Source organism: Pseudomonas sp. YQ_6, from assembly GCF_043103245.1.
In the GTDB taxonomy this organism is placed as follows: domain Bacteria; phylum Pseudomonadota; class Gammaproteobacteria; order Pseudomonadales; family Pseudomonadaceae; genus Aquipseudomonas; species Aquipseudomonas alloputida.
Genome location: NZ_JBICJR010000026.1, coordinates 269,149 through 290,859, shown reverse-complemented (window position 1 = coordinate 290,859; position 21,711 = coordinate 269,149). Strand labels below are relative to the sequence as shown.

Here is a 21,711-nt window from a genome sequence, read left to right as displayed (position 1 = left end):
AATGAGCGGCAAGCCCCCTGCAATATTCCTGATGGGTCCGACGGCGGCCGGCAAGACCGACCTTGCCATCGAACTGACCACAGTGCTGCCGTGTGAACTGATCAGCGTCGATTCGGCACTTGTCTACCGCGGCATGGACATCGGTTCGGCCAAGCCGTCGAAAGAAATCCTCGCCGCCCACCCGCACCGGCTGATCGATATTCGCGACCCGGCCGAGAGCTATTCGGCAGCGCAGTTCCGTACTGACGCCCTGGGGGCCATGGCCGAGATCACCGCGCGCGGCAAGATCCCGCTGCTGGTCGGCGGCACCATGCTCTATTACAAGGCGTTGATCGATGGCCTGGCCGACATGCCGGCCGCCGATGCGGCGGTGCGCGCCGAGCTGGAAGCGCAGGCTGAAGCCCTGGGCCTGGCCGAACTGCACCGCCAGTTGGCCGAAGTCGACCCGGAGTCCGCGGCACGTATCCACCCCAATGACCCGCAGCGGCTGATCCGGGCGTTGGAGGTGTACCGGGTGAGCGGCGAGAGCATGACAGTTCATCGTCGGCGTCAATTCGCGGAAAGTCGCGGCGCAGACGCAGGCGCCGGCGGACATTTGCCCTATACTGTCGCCAGCTTGGCGATTGCTCCTACAGATCGTCACATTTTGCATCAGCGAATTGCGTTACGATTTTCGCAGATGCTGGAACAGGGCTTCGTTGACGAGGTCCGATCGCTGCGAGCCAGAAGTGACTTGCACGCCGGGCTGCCGTCTATACGGGCAGTGGGGTATCGGCAAGTCTGGGATTACCTGGATGGCAAGCTGACTGAGAATGAGATGCGTGAACGCGGTATCATTGCTACCCGGCAGCTGGCCAAGCGGCAGTTCACCTGGTTGCGTGGCTGGCCTGAAGTGCACTGGCTTGACAGCCTGGCCTGCGACAATCTGTCCCGCACCTTGAAATACCTTGGGGCCATCTCCATATTGAGCTGAGTCCCTGCTGATTGCCGTCTATTCTTGCGAAGGGGCGGCCTAATTTATCGATTTTATTGATTTTCTATTATTTATCCTTACAGGAGTGCGGCATATGTCAAAAGGGCATTCGCTACAAGACCCTTACTTGAACACCTTGAGAAAAGAAAAGGTCCCGGTATCCATTTACCTGGTCAACGGTATCAAACTGCAGGGTTCGATCGAATCGTTCGACCAGTTCGTGGTATTGCTGAAGAACACCGTCAGCCAGATGGTCTACAAGCACGCCATCTCGACCGTAGTTCCGGCCCGTCCGGTCCGCCTGCCAAGCCCGACCGACAGCGAGCACGGCGACAGCGAGCCAGGCAACGCCTGATAGGAGCCTGCATTGTTCTTTGAGCGCCACGGTGGTGGTGAGCGGGCATTGCTCGTTCACTTGGAAGGTCAGAACCCTGAGGCGCGCGAAGACCCGCAGGAGTTTCAGGAGTTGGCATTGTCGGCCGGTGCCGACATCGTCTCGCTGGTCACGGTGACAAGGCATCAGCCTTCCGCCAAATACCTGATTGGCAGCGGCAAGGTCGAAGAGCTGCACGACCTGGTCCATGCCGAACAGGTAGACCTGGTGATTTTCAATCACACCCTCACGCCCAGTCAGGAGCGCAACCTTGAACGTGTGTTCGAGTGTCGTGTGCTCGACCGTACCGGGCTGATCCTCGATATCTTCGCCCAACGGGCGCGTACCCATGAAGGCAAGCTGCAGGTCGAATTGGCCCAGCTGGAGCACATGAGCACGCGGCTGGTGCGCGGCTGGACTCACCTTGAGCGACAAAAAGGTGGTATCGGCCTGCGCGGCCCGGGTGAAACCCAGCTGGAAACCGACCGCCGCCTGTTGCGGGTGCGTATACGCCAGATCAAGTCACGCCTGGAGAAAGTGCGCAGCCAGCGTGAGCAGGCGCGTCGCGGGCGCAAGCGCGCGGATATCCCCTCGGTGTCGCTGGTGGGTTATACCAACGCCGGCAAGTCCACGCTGTTCAACGCCCTGACCGAATCCGAGGTGTATGCCGCGGACCAGCTGTTCGCCACCCTCGACCCGACCCTGCGCCGGCTCGAGCTCAACGACCTGGGGCCGATCGTGCTGGCCGACACCGTAGGCTTCATTCGCCACCTGCCGCACAAGCTGGTCGAGGCATTTCGGGCTACGCTCGAAGAGTCGAGCAACTCCGACCTGTTGCTGCATGTGATCGACGCCCATGAGCCTGAGCGCATGGAGCAGATCGAGCAGGTGCTGGCGGTGTTGGGCGAGATCGGTGCCGAGGGGTTGCCGATCCTGGAGGTGTACAACAAACTCGACTTGCTCGAAGATGTCGAGCCACAGATCCAGCGCAATGCCGATGGCAAGCCGGAACGGGTCTGGGTATCGGCACGCGATGGGCGTGGCCTGGAGCTGGTTGGCCAGGCGGTTGCCGAGTTGCTGGGGGATGATCTGTTTGTCGGTACCCTGTGCCTGGAGCAGCGTTTTGCCCGCTTGCGCGCGCAATTCTTTGCCTTGGGTGCCGTGCAGAGTGAAGAGCATGATGAAGAAGGGCGCAGCCTGCTGAGCGTGCGACTGCCCATGGTCGAACTGAATCGCCTGGTCAGCCGCGAAGGCATGGAGCCGCAAGTGTTTGTCGAGCAACACACTTTGCAATAAATGCTCGTCGAGGTCGCCGGGCAGCAGTGACAGGCATTCTGTAGCATTGGACGGCGCGCCGTGGGCGCGTCTTTGCTTTATCAGATGGAGAGCGCTATGGCTTGGAACGAGCCGGGTGGCAACTCGAACAATCAGGATCCCTGGGGCGGCCGCCGTGGTGGCGGTGGCGGCGGTGGTGACAAGAAAGGTCCACCGGATCTGGACGAGGCCTTCCGCAAACTGCAGGACAGCCTGAATGGCATGTTCGGCGGCAGCAAGAAACGTGGCGGCGGTGATCGCAATGTCGGCAAGGGCGGTGGCCTGGGCCTGCTGGGCATCGGCCTGGCGGTGCTGGCTGCAATCTGGCTGTACAGCGCCGTGTATGTGGTCGACGAGCAGGAGCAGGCGGTTGTGCTGCGCCTCGGCAAGTACTATGAGACGGTCGGTCCCGGCCTGAACATCTACTTCCCGCCGCTTGATCGCAAGTACATGGAAAACGTCACGCGTGAGCGTGCCTACACCAAGCAGGGCCAGATGCTGACCGAAGACGAGAACATCGTCGAGGTGCCGCTGACCGTCCAGTACAAGATCAGCAACCTGCAGGACTTCGTGCTCAACGTCGACCAGCCTGAGGTGAGCTTGCAGCACGCGACCGAGAGTGCACTGCGTCACGTGGTGGGTTCCACTTCGATGGACCAGGTGTTGACCGAGGGTCGTGAGCAGATGGCCGTGGATATCCGCGAACGCCTGCAGCGCTTCCTCGACACCTACCGTACCGGTATCACCGTTACCCAGGTGAACGTACAGAGCGCGGCAGCCCCGCGTGAAGTGCAGGAAGCCTTCGACGACGTGATCCGCGCCCGCGAAGACGAGCAGCGTGCCCGCAACCAGGCCGAGTCCTATGCCAATGGCGTGGTGCCGGAAGCCCGTGGTCAGGCCCAGCGCATCATCGAGGACGCCAATGGTTACCGCGATGAAGTCATCGCTCGCGCCAAGGGTGAGGCAGACCGCTTCACCAAGCTGCTTGCCGAGTACCGCAAGGCACCTGACGTAACCCGTGAGCGTCTGTATCTGGAGACCATGCAAGAGGTCTACAGCAACTCGAGCAAGGTCATGGTGGCAACCAAGGACGGGCAGAGCAACCTGCTCTACCTGCCACTGGACAAGATGGTCGAAGGCAGCCGCAAGCCGTCCATGCCAACCACCAGCGCGTCGCCATCGGCTAACGATGCGGCCGCCCGTGCCGCGCAGGACATGCAACAGCAACAGCAGCCGCTGCGTACTAGGGAGAGCCGCTGATGAGCAATAGATCGCTGATCGCCCTGATCGCCGCCGTGGTCCTGGCCATCGTGGCCTGGAACAGCTTCTACATCGTGTCCCAGACCGAGCGTGCGGTACTGCTGCGCTTCGGTAAGGTGGTCGAGGCGGATGTTCAGCCAGGCTTGCACGTGAAGATTCCATACGTTAACCAGGTGCGCAGGTTCGACGCCCGACTGATGACCCTCGACGCTCCGACCCAGCGGTTCCTGACCCTGGAAAAGAAAGCGGTGATGGTCGACGCCTATGCCAAGTGGCGTGTCAAGGACGCTGAACGCTTCTACACCGCCACGTCCGGCATGAAGCAGATCGCCGACGAGCGTCTGTCGCGTCGTCTGGAAAGTGGCCTGCGCGACCAGTTCGGTAAACGGACCCTGCACGAAGTGGTTTCCGGTGAACGTGACGCGCTGATGGCTGACATCACTGCATCGCTGAACCGCATGGCGAGCAAGGAACTGGGCATCGAGGTGGTCGACGTGCGCGTCAAGGCCATCGACCTGCCGAAGGAAGTCAACCGCAGCGTGTTCGACCGCATGAGCACCGAGCGTGAGCGTGAAGCCCGCGAGCACCGTGCCAAGGGTAACGAGCTGGCTGAAGGTATCCGTGCCGATGCCGACCGTCAGCGCCGTGTGCTGCTGGCCGAGGCTTATCGCGAAGCGGAAGAAACCCGTGGTGATGGTGATGCCCAAGCGGCTGCTATCTATGCCAAGGCCTACAGCCAGGACGCTGATTTCTATGCGTTCCACCGTAGTCTGCAGGCATACCGCGAGAGCTTCTCGAGCAAGAGCGACGTGATGGTCCTGGACCCGAAGAACGAATTCTTCCGTTACCTGGACAAGAGCAGGCCTTGATGCTCAGGCCCTGATTTTCATGCAGCGGCACCCCGCCTGGCAGCTAATGCACCAGGCGGGGTGCATCCTGAATGAAAAGGGGTGTATGATGAGGCAGCCGGGAAATTTCCCGGCTTTTTTGCGTCTGCAAGGTTGATTGGCTCAGCGCCGGTTGACAGTTTGGTCAGCTCGCAAGGCAATTTGAGGGTGTCGGGTACGGTGGCTGCGCTGGGATCAGTGCTGCCCGCTGCTGTGCGCGATACCGGCTTTTCTGACGGTTTGCCTGCTGGCAAGCCGCCCGGACCAGAGGGGAAATGGCGTAATGGCAACGGTAGACCGCTGGCTGCTGCCAGATGGCATCGAGGAAGTACTGCCACCTGAGGCTGCGCGCATCGAGATCGCGCGCCGCCAGGTGTTGGACCTGTTCCAGAGTTGGGGCTACGAACTGGTCGTCACCCCGCATATCGAGTACCTGGAGTCGCTGCTTACCGGCGCCGGCCAGGACCTGGATCAGCGCACCTTCAAGGTAGTGGACCCGCAGTCCGGCCGCCTGATGGGCTTCCGCGCCGACTTCACCCCGCAGGTAGCGCGTATCGATGCGCACACACTGCGCCGTGAGGGCCCGAGCCGCCTGTGCTATGCCGGCAGCGTGCTGCACGCCCAGCCGCGTGCCCTGTCCACCTCGCGCAGCCCGATCCAGCTGGGTGCCGAACTGTACGGCGATGCCAGCCCTACCAGCGACGTCGAAGTCATCAGCCTGATGCTCGCCACGCTGCAACTGGCCGATGTGCCGGATGTGCACATGGACCTGGGCCACGTCGGTATTTACCGCGGCCTGGCCCGTGCCGCCGGCCTGTCTGGCTCGGTCGAACAGCAGTTGTTCGACGCCATGCAACGCAAGGCTGTCGATGAAGTGCAGGCGCTGACCGCCGACCTGCCGAAAGACCTGGGCAGCATGCTGCGCGCTCTGGTCGAGCTATGCGGTGGTCGTGAAGTACTGGCTGAAGCCCGCGTGCGCCTCGGTCGCGCCCCGGCCAGCGTGCTGGCGGCGCTGGACGACCTGCTGGCAATCGCTGATCGCCTGGCGTCGCGCTACCCGGACCTGCCGCTGTACTTCGACCTCGGCGAGCTGCGGGGTTACCACTACCACACGGGCGTGGTGTTCGCCGTGTTCGTGCCAGGCGAAGGCCAATCGATCGCCCAGGGCGGTCGCTACGACGATATCGGCGCCGACTTTGGCCGGGCACGCCCGGCTACCGGCTTCTCCACGGATTTGAAGACCCTGGTCACACTGGGGCGAGCGGAGGTCGTATTGCCAACTGGCGGCATCTGGATGCCGGACAGTGGCGACGCGGCCCTCTGGCAGCAAGTCTGCCAGTTGCGCAACGAGGGCCAGCGTGTGGTCCAGGCATTGCCTGGCCAGCCGTTGAGTGCTGCTCTCGAGGCGGATTGTGATCGGCAATTGATTCAGCAAGACGGGCGCTGGCAGGTTCTGCCGCTGGCCCAGTGAGTTTCTGCGTCGGCAACAGGCCGGCAACCAAGTTTGCGTGAATGAGGACCAATGTAATGGGTAAGAATGTCGTCGTCCTGGGCACCCAGTGGGGTGATGAGGGCAAAGGCAAGATCGTCGATCTGCTGACCGAACATGCTGCCGCCGTAGTGCGCTACCAGGGTGGCCACAATGCGGGTCACACCCTGGTGATCAACGGTGAAAAGACCGTTCTGCACCTGATTCCATCCGGCATCCTGCGTGAAGGCGTACAGTGCCTGATCGGTAACGGCGTGGTCGTTGCCCCGGATGCACTGATGCGTGAAATCACCAAGCTGGAAGAAAAAGGCGTACCGGTGCGCGAGCGCCTGCGCATTTCCCCGGCTGCGCCGCTGATCCTGTCGTACCATGTGGCCCTGGATCAGGCCCGCGAAAAAGCCCGTGGCGAAGCCAAGATTGGCACCACCGGCCGTGGTATCGGCCCAGCCTACGAAGACAAGGTTGCCCGCCGCGGCCTGCGTGTGGGCGATCTGTTCCACCGCGAGCGTTTCGCCGCCAAGCTGGGTGAGCTGCTGGACTACCACAACTTCCAGCTGGTGAACTACTACAAAGAGCCAGCCATCGACTTCCAGCAGACGCTGGACGAGTGCATGGCTTACGCCGAACAGCTCAAGCCGATGATGCTCGACGTCACCGCTGAGCTGCACAATCTGCGTCGCGCCGGCAAGGACATCATGTTCGAAGGCGCCCAGGGCTCGCTGCTGGACATCGACCACGGCACCTACCCGTACGTCACCAGCTCCAACACCACTGCTGGCGGTATTTCCACCGGCTCCGGCGTCGGCCCGATGTACCTCGACTACATCCTCGGCATCACCAAGGCCTACACCACTCGCGTGGGTTCCGGTCCGTTCCCGACCGAACTGTTCGACGAGACAGGTGCTACCTTGGCCAAGCGTGGCCACGAGTTCGGCTCCACCACCGGCCGTGCCCGTCGCTGCGGCTGGTTCGATGCCGTGATCCTGCGTCGCGCCATCGACGTCAACAGCATCTCGGGCATCTGCCTGACCAAGCTGGACGTACTGGATGGCCTGGAAACCATCAACATCTGCGTTGGCTACAAGAACGAGAACGGTGCCGTCATCGACGCGCCTTCCGATGCCGACAGCTACATTGGCCTTGAGCCGGTGTACGAAGAGATGCCAGGCTGGAGCGAGTCGACTCTGGGTGTGAAAACCCTGGAAGAGCTGCCGCAAGCTGCGCGTGACTACATCAAGCGCATCGAAGAGCTGGTTGGCGCGCCGATCGACATCATTTCGACCGGCCCGGACCGCAACGAGACCATCGTGCTGCGTCACCCGTTCGCCTGATCTGCCCTCCAGCTGATCTGACGCCGCGGCCCTGAGAAGGGCCGCGGCGTTTTCATTTGTGGGCATGTCTGTGCTGGCCAATATCCACCGGCAATCCACCGTTGCCGCCGCTACCGTATTCGCGGGTAAACCCGCTCCTACACTGGGTGTGGGGCACACAACGGCGGTGGGGGGAGGGCCGTTGTAGGAGCGGGTTTACCCGCGAATGGGCCGGCACACGAAACCCCATTGCTAGACCTTGGCGCATTTCCCTGCTGCCTACGGCACAACCCTTGCTGTAAGAAGTTTCTGTAGATGCCATCAAAATAGTGGCGCCAGAAAACACGAGGGTTACACCGTGTCTGCCATCCTCTCACTGTTACGAAGCCGCCTCTTGCGGCCTGTGTTTGTTGCCCTTGGTATCGCTCTTTTGGTGCAGGTGCTGGTTGCCGTTGCGCTCACCCGAAGCACGGTCACCGCCCTGGAGGCCGACCTTGGCGAACGGCTGGGTAATGACAGCCGCCAACTCGCAAGCGATCTGGAGCAAGCCGGGCAAGATGTGCGCTCTGGGCTCGACGGCCTGTCCAGCAGTACCCGCCAGCGCCTGAGCGCAGGGTTGTCGGAGCGCCTGCAAAGCGAACAGCAGCAACTGCGCAGCACCTTGGAAAAGAACCTCAAGGACTCCGCCAACGACATGGCCGAGTTGCTGGCTTCGGTTGCACCGCGGGCGATCTGGGACAACGATGTGCCAGTGCTCTCGGATTTCGCACGACGCGCGCAGCGCAATCCGAGCGTGCTGTTCGTGGTGTACGACGACGCTCAGGGTCAGCACCTGACTCGCTACCTCAACCGGCAAAACCCGATCAACCAGGCCTTGATGGAAAAGGGTCAGGGCGAGCGTGCGCTGGACAAGGTGATTGATGCTGCCCGGCGTGACCCGGCGGTGTACTTCGTCGAAGCCTCGATCAGCCCCAATGGCACGGAAATCGGTAAGGTGGTGATGGGGGTTTCCACTGCCGGCATCGACCATGAGCTAAAGGCGCTGGACCAGCGCTTCGCGGCGCTGATCGCTAGCGGAGAGCAGTTGGTTGGCGACAGCCTGGTCGGAGCTGCTGCTGATAGCGGCAAGACCCTGCGTGAGCGCCTGGAGAAGGCGCAGGGCAGTGCTGCCGCCATGCAGGCCAATACCGCGCAAACCGTGCGCGATGCCGCTGCAGAGCTGCGCTGGCGTATCGGTCTGGGCCTGGTGCTGGTCGGCCTAGGGATGCTGGTGGTGGTGGCACTGGTGCTAGGCCGCCGGGTACTGAGCAAGCTACGCCTGTTGATTGCCGCCCTCGATGACCTGGCGGCCGGCGAAGGTGACTTGACCAAGCGCGTGCCGCTCGACAGCCGAGATGAAATCGGCGACATGGCCTCGGCAGTGAACCGCTTTGTCGACAAGTTGCAGCCGATTGTGCGCGAAGCCGGCGAGGTGGCGCAGCGCACGGGTGTGGAGATTGGCGCGATGGCCCAGCGCAACGCCGGCGCAGATGCTGCCGCCGCATTGCAGCGCGATGAAGTGGCCGCCAGCCTGCGCGACCTGTCGAGCATGGCTGATGAAGCACAAGCCGAAAGTCATGCGATGCAGGCGGCGTTGCAGCAAGTGGTGGATATCCGCCAGGCGACCGATGAAAACAGCCGCACCTCGACCCAGCTTGCCGGTTTGATCGAGAACCTGGCTGGGCAGGTGGATGCCGGCTCCCAGGTGATCGAGCGCCTGGCCAAGCAGAGCGAGCAGATCGAAGTGGTGCTGACGGTGATCCACGGTATCGCCGAGCAGACCAACCTGTTGGCCTTGAACGCCGCCATCGAGGCGGCCCGTGCTGGCGAAACCGGGCGCGGCTTTGCCGTGGTGGCCGACGAGGTGCGCGCACTGGCGAGCAAGACGCAGAGCTCCACCGGGGATATCCAGGCCCATATCGCTGCGTTGCAGAAGGGCGCCAAGGAAGCCGTGGCCACTATCAGCCAGGCTGGGCTCAAGGCTAGCGAAGGCTTGCTGGTGCTGCGTGACAACGAACGCCGCCAGCAGTCGGTGCAGGCGGCCGTGGAACAGGTGCATGCGGCCATAGGCCTGGCAACGCGGGCGGCCGAACAGCAGGCGAGCGGTGCGCAGGCGGTGCGTGGGCGGGTAGAAACCATTCATGCCCAGGCCGAGCGCTCGGCCGAGGTGGTGATGCAGACTACGGCCAGCAGCAAGGTGCTGGATGAACTGGCAGCGCAGCTGCGAGCCAGCCTGGGCCAGTTCAGGGCCTGACCCGGTTCTTGTAGGAGCGGCTTTGTGTCGCGATGGGCTGCAAAGTAGCCCCGGCAATTCATAGGTTGTCGCCAATACCCAGGGGCTGCCTCGCAGCCCATCGCGACACAAGGCCGCTCCTACAGAGGGCGCTGTTGCTATGATGGCGACGACACATGGCAAAGGGAGTTGTTCATGTCTGCCCAACTAGTCGCCGCCCCGGCCGAGCTGGATTTTCTTCATTGCGACAGCGTGCACATCGCTGCAACCATGACCGCGCTTCAAGCCTACTGTGCGATGACCTCGGATGTCCCCGGCTGGCTGGCCCAGGCGTTCCGCTTGCGCGACTTCATCTCGCGGCGCTTCAACGTCACTGCCATTCACGGTTTCTCATCGCGTAGCCCCGAGCGGGTGCCGGTAGTGGGTGAGCATCTGGACTTTTTCAGGGTCGAGGCCATCAGCGACCAGCAACTGGTCCTGACCTCGCGTGATACGCACCTGGCTGTAATGGTGAGTGTGGATCTAGATGATCAGGGGGAGGGGTGTCAGCGCTTGAGCGTGACCACCTCGGTGCAGTGCTTCAACACCTTCGGCCGGCTTTACATGTTGCCGGTCGGCAAGGCCCATGGGCCAATTGTGCGGCGCATGCTGCGTAACATCTGATGGCCGGCAAGCCCCCACAGGTACAGCGCAGGTCCTGAGTACGGCGCTGTGCTTGTGGAAGCGGGCAAACCCGCGAAGAAGTTCATGCCTTGTTCAGATACATCCGCGTAGTCAGCAAGTAAACCGGCAACCCCGACACCACGATCAGCAACGCAGCATAAGGCGCCGCTGCCGCGAACTCGACGTTGGCTGTGTGTGCCCACACCTCGGTGGCCAAGGTGGTCATGCCGGTCGGGCTGAGCAGCAGGGTAGCCGTCAGCTCTTTCATGGCATCCAGGAACACCAGCGCAAAGGCTGCCGCCATGGCCGGGAAGATGATCGGCAAGGTCACCCGGCAGAATGCGGCAAAGCTACTGGCGCCAAGGGTGCGCGCAGCTTCTTCCAGCGTTGGTGAGGCCTTGTTCAGTGCGGTGCGCACCGGCGACTGGGCCAGCGGCAGGAACAGCAGTGCATAGGCCAGCAGCAATAGTGCCGTGGTCTGGTACAGCGCCGGCACGTAGTGCAGGGCGAAGAACACCAACGTCAGGGCAATCACCAGGCCGGGCAGGGCGTGCAGCAGATAGGGCAGACGCTCAGCCCAAATCGCCAGGCGGCCTTTGTAGCGCACCACCAGGAAGCTGATAGGCAGAGCCAGCAGCACACAGAAGCCGGCACCGCCCAGCGACACCGACAGCGAGGTGAACAACGCCTTCGAGATGGCCGCCACCGGGAATGCCGCCGACGAACCCACGCTCAGCCAGTAACCGAGCATCGCCAGCGGAATGCCGCTGCCCAGCACCGCCAGGCCCACGCAGAACAGTTGAGCCAGCACCGCCCAGCCGCGCAGCCGCACCGGTTGCGCACGACGCGCTACGCCCTGGCCGATACGTACATGGCGGGCTTTGCCGCGCACCCGCAGTTCCAGCCACAGCATTGCCAGGCACATCGCCAGCAGCACGGCAGACAGCATGGCCGCGTTCGCGTTGCTGAACTCCAGTTCGAACTGCTGGTAGATCGCCGTGGTAAAGGTTTGCAGGCCGAGGATCGACAATGCGCCAAACTCCACCAGCATATGCAGGGCAATCAGTAGCGCACCGCCGAGCATCGACGGCCACAGCAGTGGCAGGGTGACTTTGCTGAACACACCCCAGCGGCTGCAACCCAGGGTGCGTGCCGATTCCTCCAGCGAGGTGTCGAGGTTGCGCAGGGTCGCGGCAACGGGCAGGAACACCAGTGGGTATTTGGATAGGGCCATGACCATGATCGCGCCGCCCAGGCCTTCAAAGTCCGAACTCAGCGACACCCAGGTGAAGCTGCTGACGAACGACGGCACGGCGAATGGCAGGCACAGCACCACGCCCCACAACCGGCGGCCGGCCAGGTTGCTGCGCTCCAGCAGCCAGGCCAGTGCCAGGCCGACCACCATGCAGGTCAGCGTCACCCCGACCATCAGCATCAGGGTGTTGCGCATCAGCCCCCAGACAAAGGGCCGCCACAGCAGGTGCAAGGCTTCGCGCCAGCCGGCCTCCCAGGCTTTGATGGCGACATAAGCCAGTGGCAGCAAGCTCATTGCCACAAGGAACAGCACAGGCAGCACTACCCAGATGGAAGGGCGCTTGCGGCGCGGTACGAAGCGTACCGGCACCGGTTCGGACAGGGCGGCAGTCATCAGAGCAGGCCGACCTCACGCTCAAGTTCGATGGCTTCCTCGGCATTGCCCAAGTCAGCTGGCGAGATCTTCGGCGGGCGCAGCTCGTCGAATGGTTTCAGGCCGCGGTCAGAAACCATACCCTTGTGCAGCGGGTACTCGGCGGTGGTCTGGGTGATCACGCGCTGGCCTTCTTCGCTGGCCATCCAGTTGAGCAGGGCCTGGGCTTCTTTCGGGTGTTTGCTCGCCTTGACCACGCCTGCGCCGGAGATAGTGACCAGGTTGCCAGCATCGCCGTCGGCCAGGTAATAGAGCTTGGTGTCCAGCTTGCCGCGTTCGCGTTCAAGCGCGTACCAGTAGTAGTTGTTAACCAATACCGCAGCCACTTCACCTTTTTCCACGGCTTTGAGGGCGACCATGTTGTTGGTGTAGGTCTTGCCGAAGGCTTTCAGGCCAGTCAGCCATTCTTCGGTGGCTTCGCGCCCGTGCATCTTCAGAATGGCCACGGCCTGCTCCTGGAACGCACCGCTGGTGGGTACGTAGCCGACGCGGCCTTCCCACTCAGGGTTGGCGAAGTCCATCACCGTGGTCGGCAGGTCTTTCTCGTCGACTTTCTTCGGGTTGTACACCACGATGCGCGTACGGGCGGTGATACCCATCCAGGTGCCGTTGGCGCCAACGTACTCCTTGGGCATCATGTTCAACGTGGCGTCGTCAATCTTGGCCAGCAGGCCCAGCTCGCCCAGGTTGTTCAGGGGCGGGGATTCTTCGGTGTAGATGATGTCGGCCGGCGAACGATCACCTTCCTCGATGATCTGGCTGGCCAGCTGGTTGCTGCTGCCTTTGCGGATGTCGATGTGAATGCCGGTCTTGGCCTCGTAGGCCTTGGCAATGGCTTCGCCGATTTCCTTGTGCTGACCGTTGTACATGGTCAGCGTGACCGGTGCGTCTGCCATGGCGGCCGGAGCGCCGATGACCAGGCTCAGCACTGCGGCGGCCAGGGTACGCATCAGCGGTTGCGGACGGATCGTCATGCGGGTACTTCCTCGCTTACGGCTACATATTTGGAAACAATGGTAAACGAAATTGTTTCTCAAGTGGCCGGGTGACGAGAAATTCATGGTCAGACCATGGTGCAAGGGGGCTGGGCGTGTGTTGCCTGTACGGGCCTCTTCGCGGGTGCACCCGCTCCTACAGCGTGCGCGTGTCGGGGAGGGGGGGCACAAAAAACGCAGGCAAGAAAAAACCCACTAGCAAGCTAGTGGGTTTTTGTATGGTGCCCAGGAGAAGACTCGAACTTCCACGACCTTGCGGTCACTGATACCTGAAACCAGCGCGTCTACCAATTCCGCCACCTGGGCAAAGCTTTACATCATCTGCAGAAGGCGACTATCGTTCGCTTTCACACAGTAGTAACAGATCCTTGGTCATCTGTTACTTGAAAATACTTGGTGCCCAGGAGAAGACTCGAACTTCCACGACCTTGCGGTCACTGATACCTGAAACCAGCGCGTCTACCAATTCCGCCACCTGGGCACACATTCGAGGTTACTTGATGCTTTACAGCATCGTTCATCTCTACTACAACTTCGGGGTTGTCCGTCGTTGTGGTGCGCACTATACGGACGCTCCCCAAGGCTGTAAAGCCCCCAATCGAAAAAAAATTCAAAAAATTCAACTTGTTGATTCCACAAGCCTATTTCTGCTGTTTATGCACTGCAGCGGGGGCTGTCCAAGGCAGACATTTCCGGTTTCAATACGCCTATGCCAGAATTCCTATCTATATACCCCAAGGTGAACCCCTTCTGATGGCCGATTGGCAATCCCTCGATCCCGAGGCCGCTCGCGAAGCGGAAAAATACGACAACCCCATTCCCAGCCGTGAGCTGATCCTGCAGCGTCTCGCCGACCGAGGCGAACCTGCTGCCCGCGAGGAGCTGGCAAAAGAGTTCGGTCTGTATGAAGAAGACCAGATCGAAGCCCTGCGCCGCCGCCTGCGTGCCATGGAGCGCGATGGCCAGCTTATCTATACCCGGCGCGGCACTTATGCCCCGGTAGACAAGCTGGACCTGATCTGTGGTCGCGTCTCCGGCCACCGCGACGGCTTCGGCTTCCTTATTCCCGATGACGGCAGCGAAGACCTGTTCCTCAGCCCGTCGCAGATGCGACTGGTGTTCGATGGCGACCGCGGCTTGGCCCGCGTCTCCGGTGTCGACCGCCGTGGCCGCCGTGAAGGCGTGCTGGTCGAAGTCATCTCCCGTGCCCACGAAAGCGTGGTTGGCCGCTATTTCGAAGAGGGCGGCATCGGCTACGTGACCCCGGACAACCCGAAGATCCAGCAGGAAGTGCTGGTGACCGCCGGGCGCAACGGCGGTGCCAAGATCGGCCAGTTCGTCGAGATCAAGATCACCCATTGGCCAACGCCGCGCTTCCAGCCGCAAGGCGATGTGGTCGAAGTCATCGGCAACTACATGGCACCGGGCATGGAAATCGACGTTGCCCTGCGCAGCTACGATATTCCGCACGTCTGGCCCAATGATGTGGTCAAGGAGGCACGCAAGTTCCGCTCCGAAGTCGAGGAGAAGGACAAAGAGAAGCGTGTCGACCTGCGCCATCTGCCGTTCGTCACCATCGACGGTGAAGACGCCCGCGACTTCGACGATGCCGTTTATTGCGAACCGCTGGGCAAGCTGCGTCTGTTCTCCGGTGGCTGGCGCCTGTACGTGGCCATCGCTGACGTCTCCAGCTACGTGCGTCTGGGCTCTGCCCTGGATGTCGAAGCCCAGCAGCGCGGCAACTCGGTGTACTTCCCCGAGCGCGTGGTGCCGATGCTCCCCGAAGAGCTGTCCAACGGCCTGTGCTCGCTGAACCCGCATGTCGACCGGTTGGCCATGGTCTGTGAAATGACCATGAACAAAGCCGGCCAGATGGTCGACTACCAGTTCTACGAAGGCGTGATCCACTCTCATGCCCGTCTGACCTACAACAAGGTCAGCAGCATGCTCGAGCACTCGCGTACCCGTGAGGGCAAGGCGCTGCGCGAAGAGTACAAGGAGGTCGTGCCGGACCTGAAGAACCTGTACAACCTGTACAAGGTGCTGGTGGAGGCGCGTCACACCCGGGGTGCAATCGACTTCGAGACCCAGGAAACCCGCATCATCTTCGGTGACGAGCGCAAGATCGCCGAAATCCGCCCGACCGTGCGCAACGACGCCCACAAGCTGATCGAGGAATGCATGCTGGCGGCCAACGTGGCCACCGCCGAGTTCCTGCAGAAGCACGGCGTACCGGCCCTGTACCGTGTGCATGACGGCCCGCCGCCGGAGCGCTTGGAAAAACTGCGCGCCTTCCTCGGCGAGCTGGGCCTGAGCCTGCACAAGGGCAAGGACCCGTCGCCGAAGGATTACCAGGCCCTGCTGGCGAGCATCGCCGGTCGCCCGGACTTCCACCTGATCCAGACGGTGATGCTGCGCTCGCTGAGCCAGGCCGTATACAGCACCGAGAACAACGGCCACTTCGGCCTGAACTACGAGGCGTACACCCACTTCACCTCGCCGATCCGTCGTTACCCGGACCTGCTGGTGCATCGCGCCATCCGCAGCATCATCCGCTCCAAGGTCGATACCCCGCACGTCAAGCGTGCCGGCGCCATGAGCATCCCCAAGGCGCGTATCTACCCGTACGACGAAAACACCCTGGAGCAACTGGGCGAGCAGTGCTCGATGACCGAGCGCCGGGCCGACGAAGCCACCCGTGACGTGGTCAACTGGCTCAAGTGCGAGTTCATGAAGGACCGCGTGGGCGAGACCTTCCCGGGTGTGATCACTGCGGTGACCGGTTTCGGCCTGTTCGTCGAGCTGACCGATATCTATGTAGAGGGCCTGGTGCACGTCAGTGCGTTGCCAGGTGACTACTACCACTTCGACCCGGTACACCATCGCCTGGCCGGCGAGCGCACCGGTCGCAGCTTCCGCTTGGGCGACACCATCGAAGTCAAGGTCATGCGTGTCGATCTGGATGAGCGCAAGATCGACTTCGAAGTGTCGGAAAAGACCCTCGCCGCACCGATCGGCCGCAAGCAGCGTGGCGCCGCGCCGGTTGCCGAAAAAGCCGAGCAGCAGCCGGCAACCGAAGCGAAAGCCACGCCCAAGCCGCGCAGCCGCAAGAGCGAAGCATCCGAAGCGTACTTCCCCAAGGATGCTGTGCAGCGTAATGCTGAAGTGCGTAAAAGCCGCGAGATGAAGAAAGCGCTGATGACCGACGCGCGCAGCAGTGCTGGCAGCAAATCGGAGAAAGGTGGCAAGCCGTCCGGCAAACCGACCAAGCACCGTAAAGGCCCGCCGAAGTCCGGCGCACCACGCAAAAACAAGAGCAATTCATGAGTCAGCTGGAAAAAATCTACGGCGTACACGCCGTGCAGGCATTGCTGCAGCACCATCCAAAGCGGGTCAAGCAGATCTGGCTGTCGGAAGGGCGCAGTGAGCCACGCCTCGAAACCTTGCTGGCGCTGGCCGCGGAAAACCGCGTGCCGGTCGGCCAGGCCGAGCGCCGTGAGATGGATGCCTGGGTCGAAGGCGTGCACCAAGGCGTTGTAGCCGAGGTCAGTCCGAGCCAGGTGTGGGGCGAGTTGATGCTCGAAGAGTTGCTTGAACGCACAGAAACGCCGCCGCTGATCCTGGTGCTGGACGGCGTGACCGACCCGCACAACCTCGGCGCTTGTTTGCGTACCGCGGATGCGGCCGGTGCCACGGCAGTGATCGTGCCCAAGGACAAATCCGCAACGCTGACGCCGGTTGTGCGAAAGGTGGCTTGTGGGGCGGCAGAAGTCATTCCGCTGGTGGCTGTGACCAATCTGGCGCGTACGCTTGAGAAGTTGCAGCAGCGTGGCCTTTGGGTAGTGGGTACCGCTGGCGAGGCCGAGCAGGAGATCTACCAGCAGGATCTGACCGGGCCGCTGGTGATGATCATGGGGGCGGAAGGCAAGGGCATGCGTCGGCTCACCCGTGAGCATTGCGACTTCCTCGTGAAGTTGCCGATGGCGGGTAGCGTCAGCAGTCTTAACGTGTCGGTGGCGACCGGGGTTTGCCTGTTCGAAGCCGTGCGTCAGCGTCAAGGCAAGCGCTGATTCTCAGCCTGTTCCGGCCTCTTCGCGGGTGAACCCGCTCCTACAGGGTGATTGCGTTCCCCTGTAGGAGCGGGTTCACCCGCGAATGGGCCCGCAGCTTGTGAATATGTTTCAGGCTGTTCAAATATTCACCAATCACCTTGCTTGTGCGCCCCGGCTTCTCTACAATTGCGCCCCTTGCCGAGCTGGCAGGCGCTCATGTGCCTCCCCTCCGTGCAAGACATACAGTGTCATTCACTCCTTGTCTGACCAGATTCACTGGCAGACTACTAACCCGTAAGGAGCATTCATGCGTCATTACGAAATCATCTTCCTGGTTCACCCGGACCAGAGCGAACAAGTCGGCGGCATGGTTGAGCGTTACACCAAGCTGATCGAAGAAGATGGTGGCAAAATCCACCGCCTGGAAGACTGGGGCCGTCGTCAACTGGCCTACGCAATCAACAATGTTCACAAGGCTCACTACGTGATGCTGAACGTTGAGTGCACCGGCAAGGCCCTGGCCGAGCTGGAAGACAACTTCCGCTACAACGATGCCGTTATCCGTAACCTGGTCATCCGTCGCGACGAAGCCGTTACCGGCCAGTCCGAGATGCTGAAGGCTGAAGAGAACCGCAGCGAGCGCCGTGAGCGTCGCGAGCGTCCTGAGCATGCTGACTCCGCCGAAGGCGACGACAGCAATGACAGCGACTCCAGCGATAACGCTGACGAGTAATCCACGGACCTTTAGAGGAGCCTATTAAATGGCACGTTTCTTCCGTCGTCGTAAATTCTGCCGCTTCACTGCTGAAGACGTGAAAGAGATCGACTTCAAAGATCTCAACACCCTGAAAGCTTACGTATCCGAAACCGGCAAGATCGTTCCAAGCCGTATCACCGGTACCAAAGCTCGTTATCAGCGTCAGCTGGCTACCGCTATCAAGCGCGCCCGCTTCCTGGCCCTGCTGCCCTACACCGACAGCCACGGCCGCTGAGACCGGGTCGTCGACAAGCAGTAAGGGATTAGCATGCGAGCGTTAGCAAGTTTCATCATGCGCGGTCGTGTGCAGGCCACCCTCGTGGTGGTCATCAGCGCGGTACTGCCGCTGCTGTTCTGGTTGAGTGCCGCTGCCGGCAGCCTCGTGCTGCTGCGGCGTGGGTTCAAGGATGCTACATCGGTCATCGCCGGCGGCTTGCTGGCCGGGCTGGCCGTGTGGGTCATGGGCGATCCCATCACCTTTCTGGTGATTGCGGGTGCCTTGGCCTTGGCCGCCATGTTGCGTGCCGAGCACCCCTGGAGCCGGGTGTTGCTCGCCAGTGCCGTGTTCGCCGTGGCTTTCAGCCTCGTGCTTGATCTGGCGCTGGCGCAAACCTTCGATGTGCTGGCCAAGGCGTTTGCCGAAGCCATGCCGAAAATCGAAGGGCAACCGGTGCTCTCCGGTGAGCTGATCCGCCCTGTGCTGGTCGCTTCCACAGCAGTGACGGTGCAATTGTTCAGCGTGCTGGCGTTGATGCTGGCGCGCTATTGGCAGGCAGCGTTGTACAACCCTGGAGGCTTCGGTCGCGAGTTTCGCGAACTGAAGTTGCCGAAACAGACCATGGCGGTCTTGGTGGCAGTGATGGTGGTGGCGCCGTTTATCGGCCCGCAGTTCATCATCCTGGCATCGGCTTCCAGCCTGGTACTGGTGCTGGCCGGCATCGCCTTGATGCACGGGCTGGTGGCACAGGGCCGACTGGCCGGTTTCTGGCTGGTGGGGATGTACGTAACGCTACCGCTGATCATGCAGCTGATTTATCCGTTGCTGATGGTTCTGGCCATTGTCGACAGCCTGATTGATTTTCGCGGTCGCAAGTCCCCTCCGGGGAAAGACTCCGCGAACGGTGAAGGTTAAAAGTTAAGAGGTTTTACCAAATGGAACTGATCCTGCTGGAAAAAGTCGCTAACCTGGGCAACCTGGGCGACAAAGTAAAAGTTAAGGCTGGTTACGGCCGTAACTTCCTGCTGCCATTCGGCAAGGCCACCGTTGCCAACGCCGCCAACCTGGCTGCGTTCGAAGAGCGTCGTGCCGAGCTGGAAAAAGCAGCCGCTGACAAGAAAGCTTCGGCTGAAAGCCGTGCTGCCCAACTGGCCGAGCTGGAAGTGACCATCACTGCCACCGCTGGCGACGAAGGCAAGCTGTTCGGTTCGATCGGCACCCACGACATCGCTGACGCCCTGACCGCCTCCGGCGTTGAAGTGGCCAAGGCTGAAGTTCGTCTGCCGAACGGCACCATCCGTCAGGTTGGCGAATACGACGTAGCCGTGCACCTGCACAGCGACGTTGAAGCCACCGTACGCGTGGTCGTTGTAGCTGCCTAAGCTGCGCTAACTGGCTGGCTCCTTGCGAGTCAGGCAGTTAACATCGGGCACGGTCCTGTTTTCGACAGGCCGTGCCCTTTGTCTTTTTCATCCTCCAGAATTCTTTCGTGGCCATGAACGAGATCACCACCTCCGAACAGCTTGACCTGCAAACCGCAGCCCTGAAGGTACCGCCGCATTCCATCGAGGCCGAACAGGCCGTGCTCGGTGGCCTGATGCTGGACAACAATGCCTGGGAGCGGGTGCTGGACCAGGTGTCGGACGGCGACTTCTACCGGCATGACCACCGGCTGATCTTCCGCGCTGTGCACAAGTTGGCCGACGCCAACCAGCCATTCGACGTGGTGACCCTGCACGAGCAGTTGGACAAGGAAGGCCTGTCCTCGCAAGTCGGCGGCTTGGCCTACCTGGCCGAGCTGGCCAAGAACACCCCTTCGGTGGCCAACATCAAGGCCTACGCCGCGATCATTCGTGAGCGGGCCACGTTGCGCCAGCTGATCAGCATCAGTACCGACATCGCCGACAACGCGTTCAACCCGCAGGGGCGCAACGCTGCCGAGATTCTCGACGATGCCGAACGGCAGATCTTCCAGATCGCCGAGGCGCGGCCTAAAACCGGCGGCCCGGTGGGCGTCAACGAGCTGTTGACCATGGCCATCGACCGCATCGATACGCTGTTCAACTCCGACAGTGACATCACCGGTATCTCCACCGGTTACACCGACCTGGACGAGAAGACCAGCGGCCTGCAGGCAGCCGACCTGATCATCGTCGCGGGTCGTCCGTCGATGGGTAAGACCACCTTCGCCATGAACCTGGTGGAAAACGCCGTACTGCGTACCGACAAGGCGGTGTTGGTGTTCTCCCTCGAGATGCCAGGTGAGTCGCTGATCATGCGTATGCTCTCGTCCCTGGGGCGTATCGACCAGACCAAGGTCCGCTCCGGCCAGCTGGACGACGACGACTGGCCGCGCCTGACCTCGGCAGTGAACCTGCTCAACGACCGAAAATTGTTCATCGACGATACCGCGGGTATCAGCCCCTCGGAAATGCGCGCGCGTACCCGCCGCCTGGCCCGTGAGCATGGTGAAATCGCCATGATCATGGTCGACTACCTGCAGCTGATGCAGATCCCGGGGTCGGCCGGTGACAACCGTACCAACGAAATTTCCGAGATTTCCCGCTCGCTCAAGGCCCTGGCCAAAGAATTCAACTGCCCGGTCATTGCCCTTTCGCAGCTGAACCGCTCGTTGGAGCAGCGCCCGAACAAACGCCCGGTGAACTCCGACTTGCGTGAATCCGGTGCAATCGAGCAGGACGCCGACGTGATCATGTTCGTGTACCGCGACGAGGTGTACCACCCCGAGACCGAGCACAAGGGCGTGGCGGAAATCATCATCGGCAAACAGCGTAACGGCCCCATCGGTTTCGTGCGTTTGGCGTTTATCGGCAAGTACACCCGGTTCGAGAACTTGGCGCCGGGGATGTACAACTTTGATGATGATGAATAACCCATTGAGCTAGCAAGGCCGTTCCTACAAGGTTTGCGGTGCGCCTGCTAGCTCTGAAATCTGAGCGATGTTCGTTTGCCCTTGGCTGATGATCCGCCCCTCGCTCAGGGTGATCACCCGGTCAAACCCGCTCCTACAGGTTCACCATAGGCTTCAAGAGTTGCACCGTACCTGTGGGAGCGGGTTTACCCCACCCGTTGTTCCGCATCGAGCCCGGGATCCAGTGTAGAGACGCCCGCGAGCAGTCTTCGGAGTTGATGGGCTATGTGCGCGAACTGACCATCACCGGGTTGATGGATGAGAAGCCGATGATGATCTGGGCTGCCCATTACCTGAGTGCGATGGCCAAGGCGCTGATGGATGATGCTGAACTGTGGATGAGGCAGTGAGGGGTTGGCTTCAGGTTGCATGAAGGCCGCCAGGAGTTCGCCGCAACAGTTTCAGCGCCTGTGAGATCGAGCGCCGCCCGCGCGGCGCTTGATCTCACAGGCGCTGCAAGGATTCTGTCGAACACCTGGCAACCCCACTACCCCCCTCAAGCCAACCACCTGCCACGTCCATCCCCCAAC

The 21,711-nt window shown here is 61.6% G+C and carries 19 protein-coding genes, 2 tRNA genes and 1 pseudogene; 18 read left to right on the top strand and 4 right to left on the bottom strand.

Going from position 1 to position 21,711, the window contains the following annotated elements:
• Nucleotide 1: 1 nt before the first annotated feature.
• The 10 genes and pseudogenes from miaA (at nucleotide 2) to ACF8FG_RS07550 (ending at nucleotide 10,541) form a co-directional block, all read left to right on the top strand.
• Entirely contained in the window at nucleotides 2–973 is a 972-nt protein-coding gene (miaA, locus tag ACF8FG_RS07595; RefSeq protein WP_014592594.1) for a tRNA (adenosine(37)-N6)-dimethylallyltransferase MiaA, read from the top strand.
• A gap of 94 nt (nucleotides 974–1,067) precedes the next feature.
• A complete protein-coding gene (hfq, locus tag ACF8FG_RS07590; RefSeq protein ID WP_003249532.1) occupies nucleotides 1,068–1,328 on the top strand; it encodes an RNA chaperone Hfq in 261 nt (86 codons plus the stop codon).
• A 12-nt stretch (nucleotides 1,329–1,340) separates the two neighbouring features.
• Entirely contained in the window at nucleotides 1,341–2,642 is a 1,302-nt protein-coding gene (gene hflX / locus ACF8FG_RS07585) for a ribosome rescue GTPase HflX (protein WP_012274456.1), read from the top strand.
• A 96-nt stretch (nucleotides 2,643–2,738) separates the two neighbouring features.
• Nucleotides 2,739–3,920 (top strand): FtsH protease activity modulator HflK, encoded by a 1,182-nt coding sequence (gene hflK, locus ACF8FG_RS07580; RefSeq protein ID WP_014592593.1) that lies wholly within the window; start codon nucleotides 2,739–2,741, stop codon nucleotides 3,918–3,920.
• Nucleotides 3,920–4,789, top strand: a complete 870-nt coding sequence (gene hflC / locus ACF8FG_RS07575) for a protease modulator HflC (RefSeq protein WP_014592592.1) — start codon at nucleotides 3,920–3,922, stop codon at nucleotides 4,787–4,789. The genes hflK and hflC overlap by 1 nt, the downstream gene beginning before the upstream one ends.
• Before the next feature lie 301 nt (nucleotides 4,790–5,090).
• A complete protein-coding gene (locus ACF8FG_RS07570) occupies nucleotides 5,091–6,278 on the top strand; it encodes an ATP phosphoribosyltransferase regulatory subunit (RefSeq protein WP_318078797.1) in 1,188 nt (395 codons plus the stop codon).
• 56 nt (nucleotides 6,279–6,334) lie between these two features.
• Nucleotides 6,335–7,627 (top strand): adenylosuccinate synthase, encoded by a 1,293-nt coding sequence (locus ACF8FG_RS07565; RefSeq protein WP_003249542.1) that lies wholly within the window; start codon nucleotides 6,335–6,337, stop codon nucleotides 7,625–7,627.
• A 673-nt stretch (nucleotides 7,628–8,300) separates the two neighbouring features.
• Nucleotides 8,301–8,993: pseudogene (locus tag ACF8FG_RS07560) on the top strand (methyl-accepting chemotaxis protein); the annotation flags it as partial.
• A gap of 21 nt (nucleotides 8,994–9,014) precedes the next feature.
• Nucleotides 9,015–9,899: a methyl-accepting chemotaxis protein gene (locus ACF8FG_RS07555; protein ID WP_371923992.1), complete on the top strand. Its 885-nt coding sequence runs from the start codon at nucleotides 9,015–9,017 to the stop codon at nucleotides 9,897–9,899.
• 174 nt (nucleotides 9,900–10,073) lie between these two features.
• On the top strand, nucleotides 10,074–10,541 hold the full coding sequence (locus ACF8FG_RS07550) for a DUF2867 domain-containing protein (RefSeq protein ID WP_014592590.1): 468 nt from the start codon (nucleotides 10,074–10,076) through the stop codon (nucleotides 10,539–10,541).
• Between the two features lie 82 nt (nucleotides 10,542–10,623).
• Here the strand turns inward: ACF8FG_RS07550 and ACF8FG_RS07545 are convergent, their stop codons facing one another.
• The 4 genes from ACF8FG_RS07545 to ACF8FG_RS07530 all read right to left on the bottom strand — a co-directional run bounded on the left by ACF8FG_RS07545 (nucleotide 10,624) and on the right by ACF8FG_RS07530 (nucleotide 13,704).
• On the bottom strand, nucleotides 10,624–12,189 hold the full coding sequence (locus ACF8FG_RS07545; RefSeq protein WP_003249548.1) for an iron ABC transporter permease: 1,566 nt from the start codon (nucleotides 12,187–12,189) through the stop codon (nucleotides 10,624–10,626).
• Entirely contained in the window at nucleotides 12,189–13,202 is a 1,014-nt protein-coding gene (locus tag ACF8FG_RS07540; protein ID WP_003249550.1) for an extracellular solute-binding protein, read from the bottom strand. Before ACF8FG_RS07540 ends, ACF8FG_RS07545 begins: the two co-directional genes overlap by 1 nt.
• 240 nt (nucleotides 13,203–13,442) lie before the next feature.
• A tRNA-Leu gene (locus ACF8FG_RS07535) sits at nucleotides 13,443–13,529 on the bottom strand.
• An 88-nt stretch (nucleotides 13,530–13,617) separates the two neighbouring features.
• A tRNA-Leu gene (locus ACF8FG_RS07530) sits at nucleotides 13,618–13,704 on the bottom strand.
• 272 nt (nucleotides 13,705–13,976) lie between these two features.
• Between ACF8FG_RS07530 and rnr the strand changes: the two genes are divergently transcribed.
• From rnr to ACF8FG_RS07490, 8 genes are all read left to right on the top strand, one after another.
• Nucleotides 13,977–16,550, top strand: a complete 2,574-nt coding sequence (rnr, locus tag ACF8FG_RS07525) for a ribonuclease R (RefSeq protein ID WP_003249552.1) — start codon at nucleotides 13,977–13,979, stop codon at nucleotides 16,548–16,550.
• Nucleotides 16,547–17,293: a 23S rRNA (guanosine(2251)-2'-O)-methyltransferase RlmB gene (rlmB, locus tag ACF8FG_RS07520; protein ID WP_019437577.1), complete on the top strand. Its 747-nt coding sequence runs from the start codon at nucleotides 16,547–16,549 to the stop codon at nucleotides 17,291–17,293. The genes rnr and rlmB overlap by 4 nt, the downstream gene beginning before the upstream one ends.
• Before the next feature lie 289 nt (nucleotides 17,294–17,582).
• Nucleotides 17,583–18,008: a 30S ribosomal protein S6 gene (gene rpsF, locus ACF8FG_RS07515; protein WP_003249557.1), complete on the top strand. Its 426-nt coding sequence runs from the start codon at nucleotides 17,583–17,585 to the stop codon at nucleotides 18,006–18,008.
• A 28-nt stretch (nucleotides 18,009–18,036) separates the two neighbouring features.
• Nucleotides 18,037–18,267, top strand: coding sequence for a 30S ribosomal protein S18 (gene rpsR / locus ACF8FG_RS07510; protein ID WP_003249563.1), 231 nt, complete (start codon nucleotides 18,037–18,039; stop codon nucleotides 18,265–18,267).
• A gap of 33 nt (nucleotides 18,268–18,300) precedes the next feature.
• Nucleotides 18,301–19,164 carry a hypothetical protein gene (locus tag ACF8FG_RS07505; protein WP_003249565.1) on the top strand — a complete coding sequence of 288 codons (864 nt, stop codon included), beginning with the start codon at nucleotides 18,301–18,303 and terminating at the stop codon, nucleotides 19,162–19,164.
• A gap of 20 nt (nucleotides 19,165–19,184) precedes the next feature.
• Nucleotides 19,185–19,631, top strand: a complete 447-nt coding sequence (rplI, locus tag ACF8FG_RS07500; protein WP_003249568.1) for a 50S ribosomal protein L9 — start codon at nucleotides 19,185–19,187, stop codon at nucleotides 19,629–19,631.
• A 113-nt stretch (nucleotides 19,632–19,744) separates the two neighbouring features.
• Nucleotides 19,745–21,142, top strand: coding sequence for a replicative DNA helicase (gene dnaB / locus ACF8FG_RS07495; RefSeq protein ID WP_010955472.1), 1,398 nt, complete (start codon nucleotides 19,745–19,747; stop codon nucleotides 21,140–21,142).
• Between the two features lie 146 nt (nucleotides 21,143–21,288).
• Nucleotides 21,289–21,531 (top strand): DUF3077 domain-containing protein, encoded by a 243-nt coding sequence (locus ACF8FG_RS07490; RefSeq protein WP_042161673.1) that lies wholly within the window; start codon nucleotides 21,289–21,291, stop codon nucleotides 21,529–21,531.
• Nucleotides 21,532–21,711 lie beyond the last annotated feature (180 nt).

Excerpts from the sequence above, each read along its gene's own strand:
- miaA (WP_014592594.1), top strand. The coding sequence starts at position 2 with ATGAGCGGCAAGCCCCCTGCAATATTCCTGATGGGTCCGACGGCGGCC.
- hfq (WP_003249532.1), top strand. The coding sequence starts at position 1,068 with ATGTCAAAAGGGCATTCGCTACAAGACCCTTACTTGAACACCTTGAGA.
- hflK (WP_014592593.1), top strand. The coding sequence starts at position 2,739 with ATGGCTTGGAACGAGCCGGGTGGCAACTCGAACAATCAGGATCCCTGG.
- hflC (WP_014592592.1), top strand. The coding sequence starts at position 3,920 with ATGAGCAATAGATCGCTGATCGCCCTGATCGCCGCCGTGGTCCTGGCC.
- ACF8FG_RS07570 (WP_318078797.1), top strand. The coding sequence starts at position 5,091 with ATGGCAACGGTAGACCGCTGGCTGCTGCCAGATGGCATCGAGGAAGTA.
- ACF8FG_RS07565 (WP_003249542.1), top strand. The coding sequence starts at position 6,335 with ATGGGTAAGAATGTCGTCGTCCTGGGCACCCAGTGGGGTGATGAGGGC.
- ACF8FG_RS07555 (WP_371923992.1), top strand. The coding sequence starts at position 9,015 with ATGGCCTCGGCAGTGAACCGCTTTGTCGACAAGTTGCAGCCGATTGTG.
- ACF8FG_RS07550 (WP_014592590.1), top strand. The coding sequence starts at position 10,074 with ATGTCTGCCCAACTAGTCGCCGCCCCGGCCGAGCTGGATTTTCTTCAT.
- ACF8FG_RS07545 (WP_003249548.1), bottom strand. The coding sequence starts at position 12,189 with ATGACTGCCGCCCTGTCCGAACCGGTGCCGGTACGCTTCGTACCGCGC.
- ACF8FG_RS07540 (WP_003249550.1), bottom strand. The coding sequence starts at position 13,202 with ATGACGATCCGTCCGCAACCGCTGATGCGTACCCTGGCCGCCGCAGTG.
- rnr (WP_003249552.1), top strand. The coding sequence starts at position 13,977 with ATGGCCGATTGGCAATCCCTCGATCCCGAGGCCGCTCGCGAAGCGGAA.
- rlmB (WP_019437577.1), top strand. The coding sequence starts at position 16,547 with ATGAGTCAGCTGGAAAAAATCTACGGCGTACACGCCGTGCAGGCATTG.
- rpsF (WP_003249557.1), top strand. The coding sequence starts at position 17,583 with ATGCGTCATTACGAAATCATCTTCCTGGTTCACCCGGACCAGAGCGAA.
- rpsR (WP_003249563.1), top strand. The coding sequence starts at position 18,037 with ATGGCACGTTTCTTCCGTCGTCGTAAATTCTGCCGCTTCACTGCTGAA.
- ACF8FG_RS07505 (WP_003249565.1), top strand. The coding sequence starts at position 18,301 with ATGCGAGCGTTAGCAAGTTTCATCATGCGCGGTCGTGTGCAGGCCACC.
- rplI (WP_003249568.1), top strand. The coding sequence starts at position 19,185 with ATGGAACTGATCCTGCTGGAAAAAGTCGCTAACCTGGGCAACCTGGGC.
- dnaB (WP_010955472.1), top strand. The coding sequence starts at position 19,745 with ATGAACGAGATCACCACCTCCGAACAGCTTGACCTGCAAACCGCAGCC.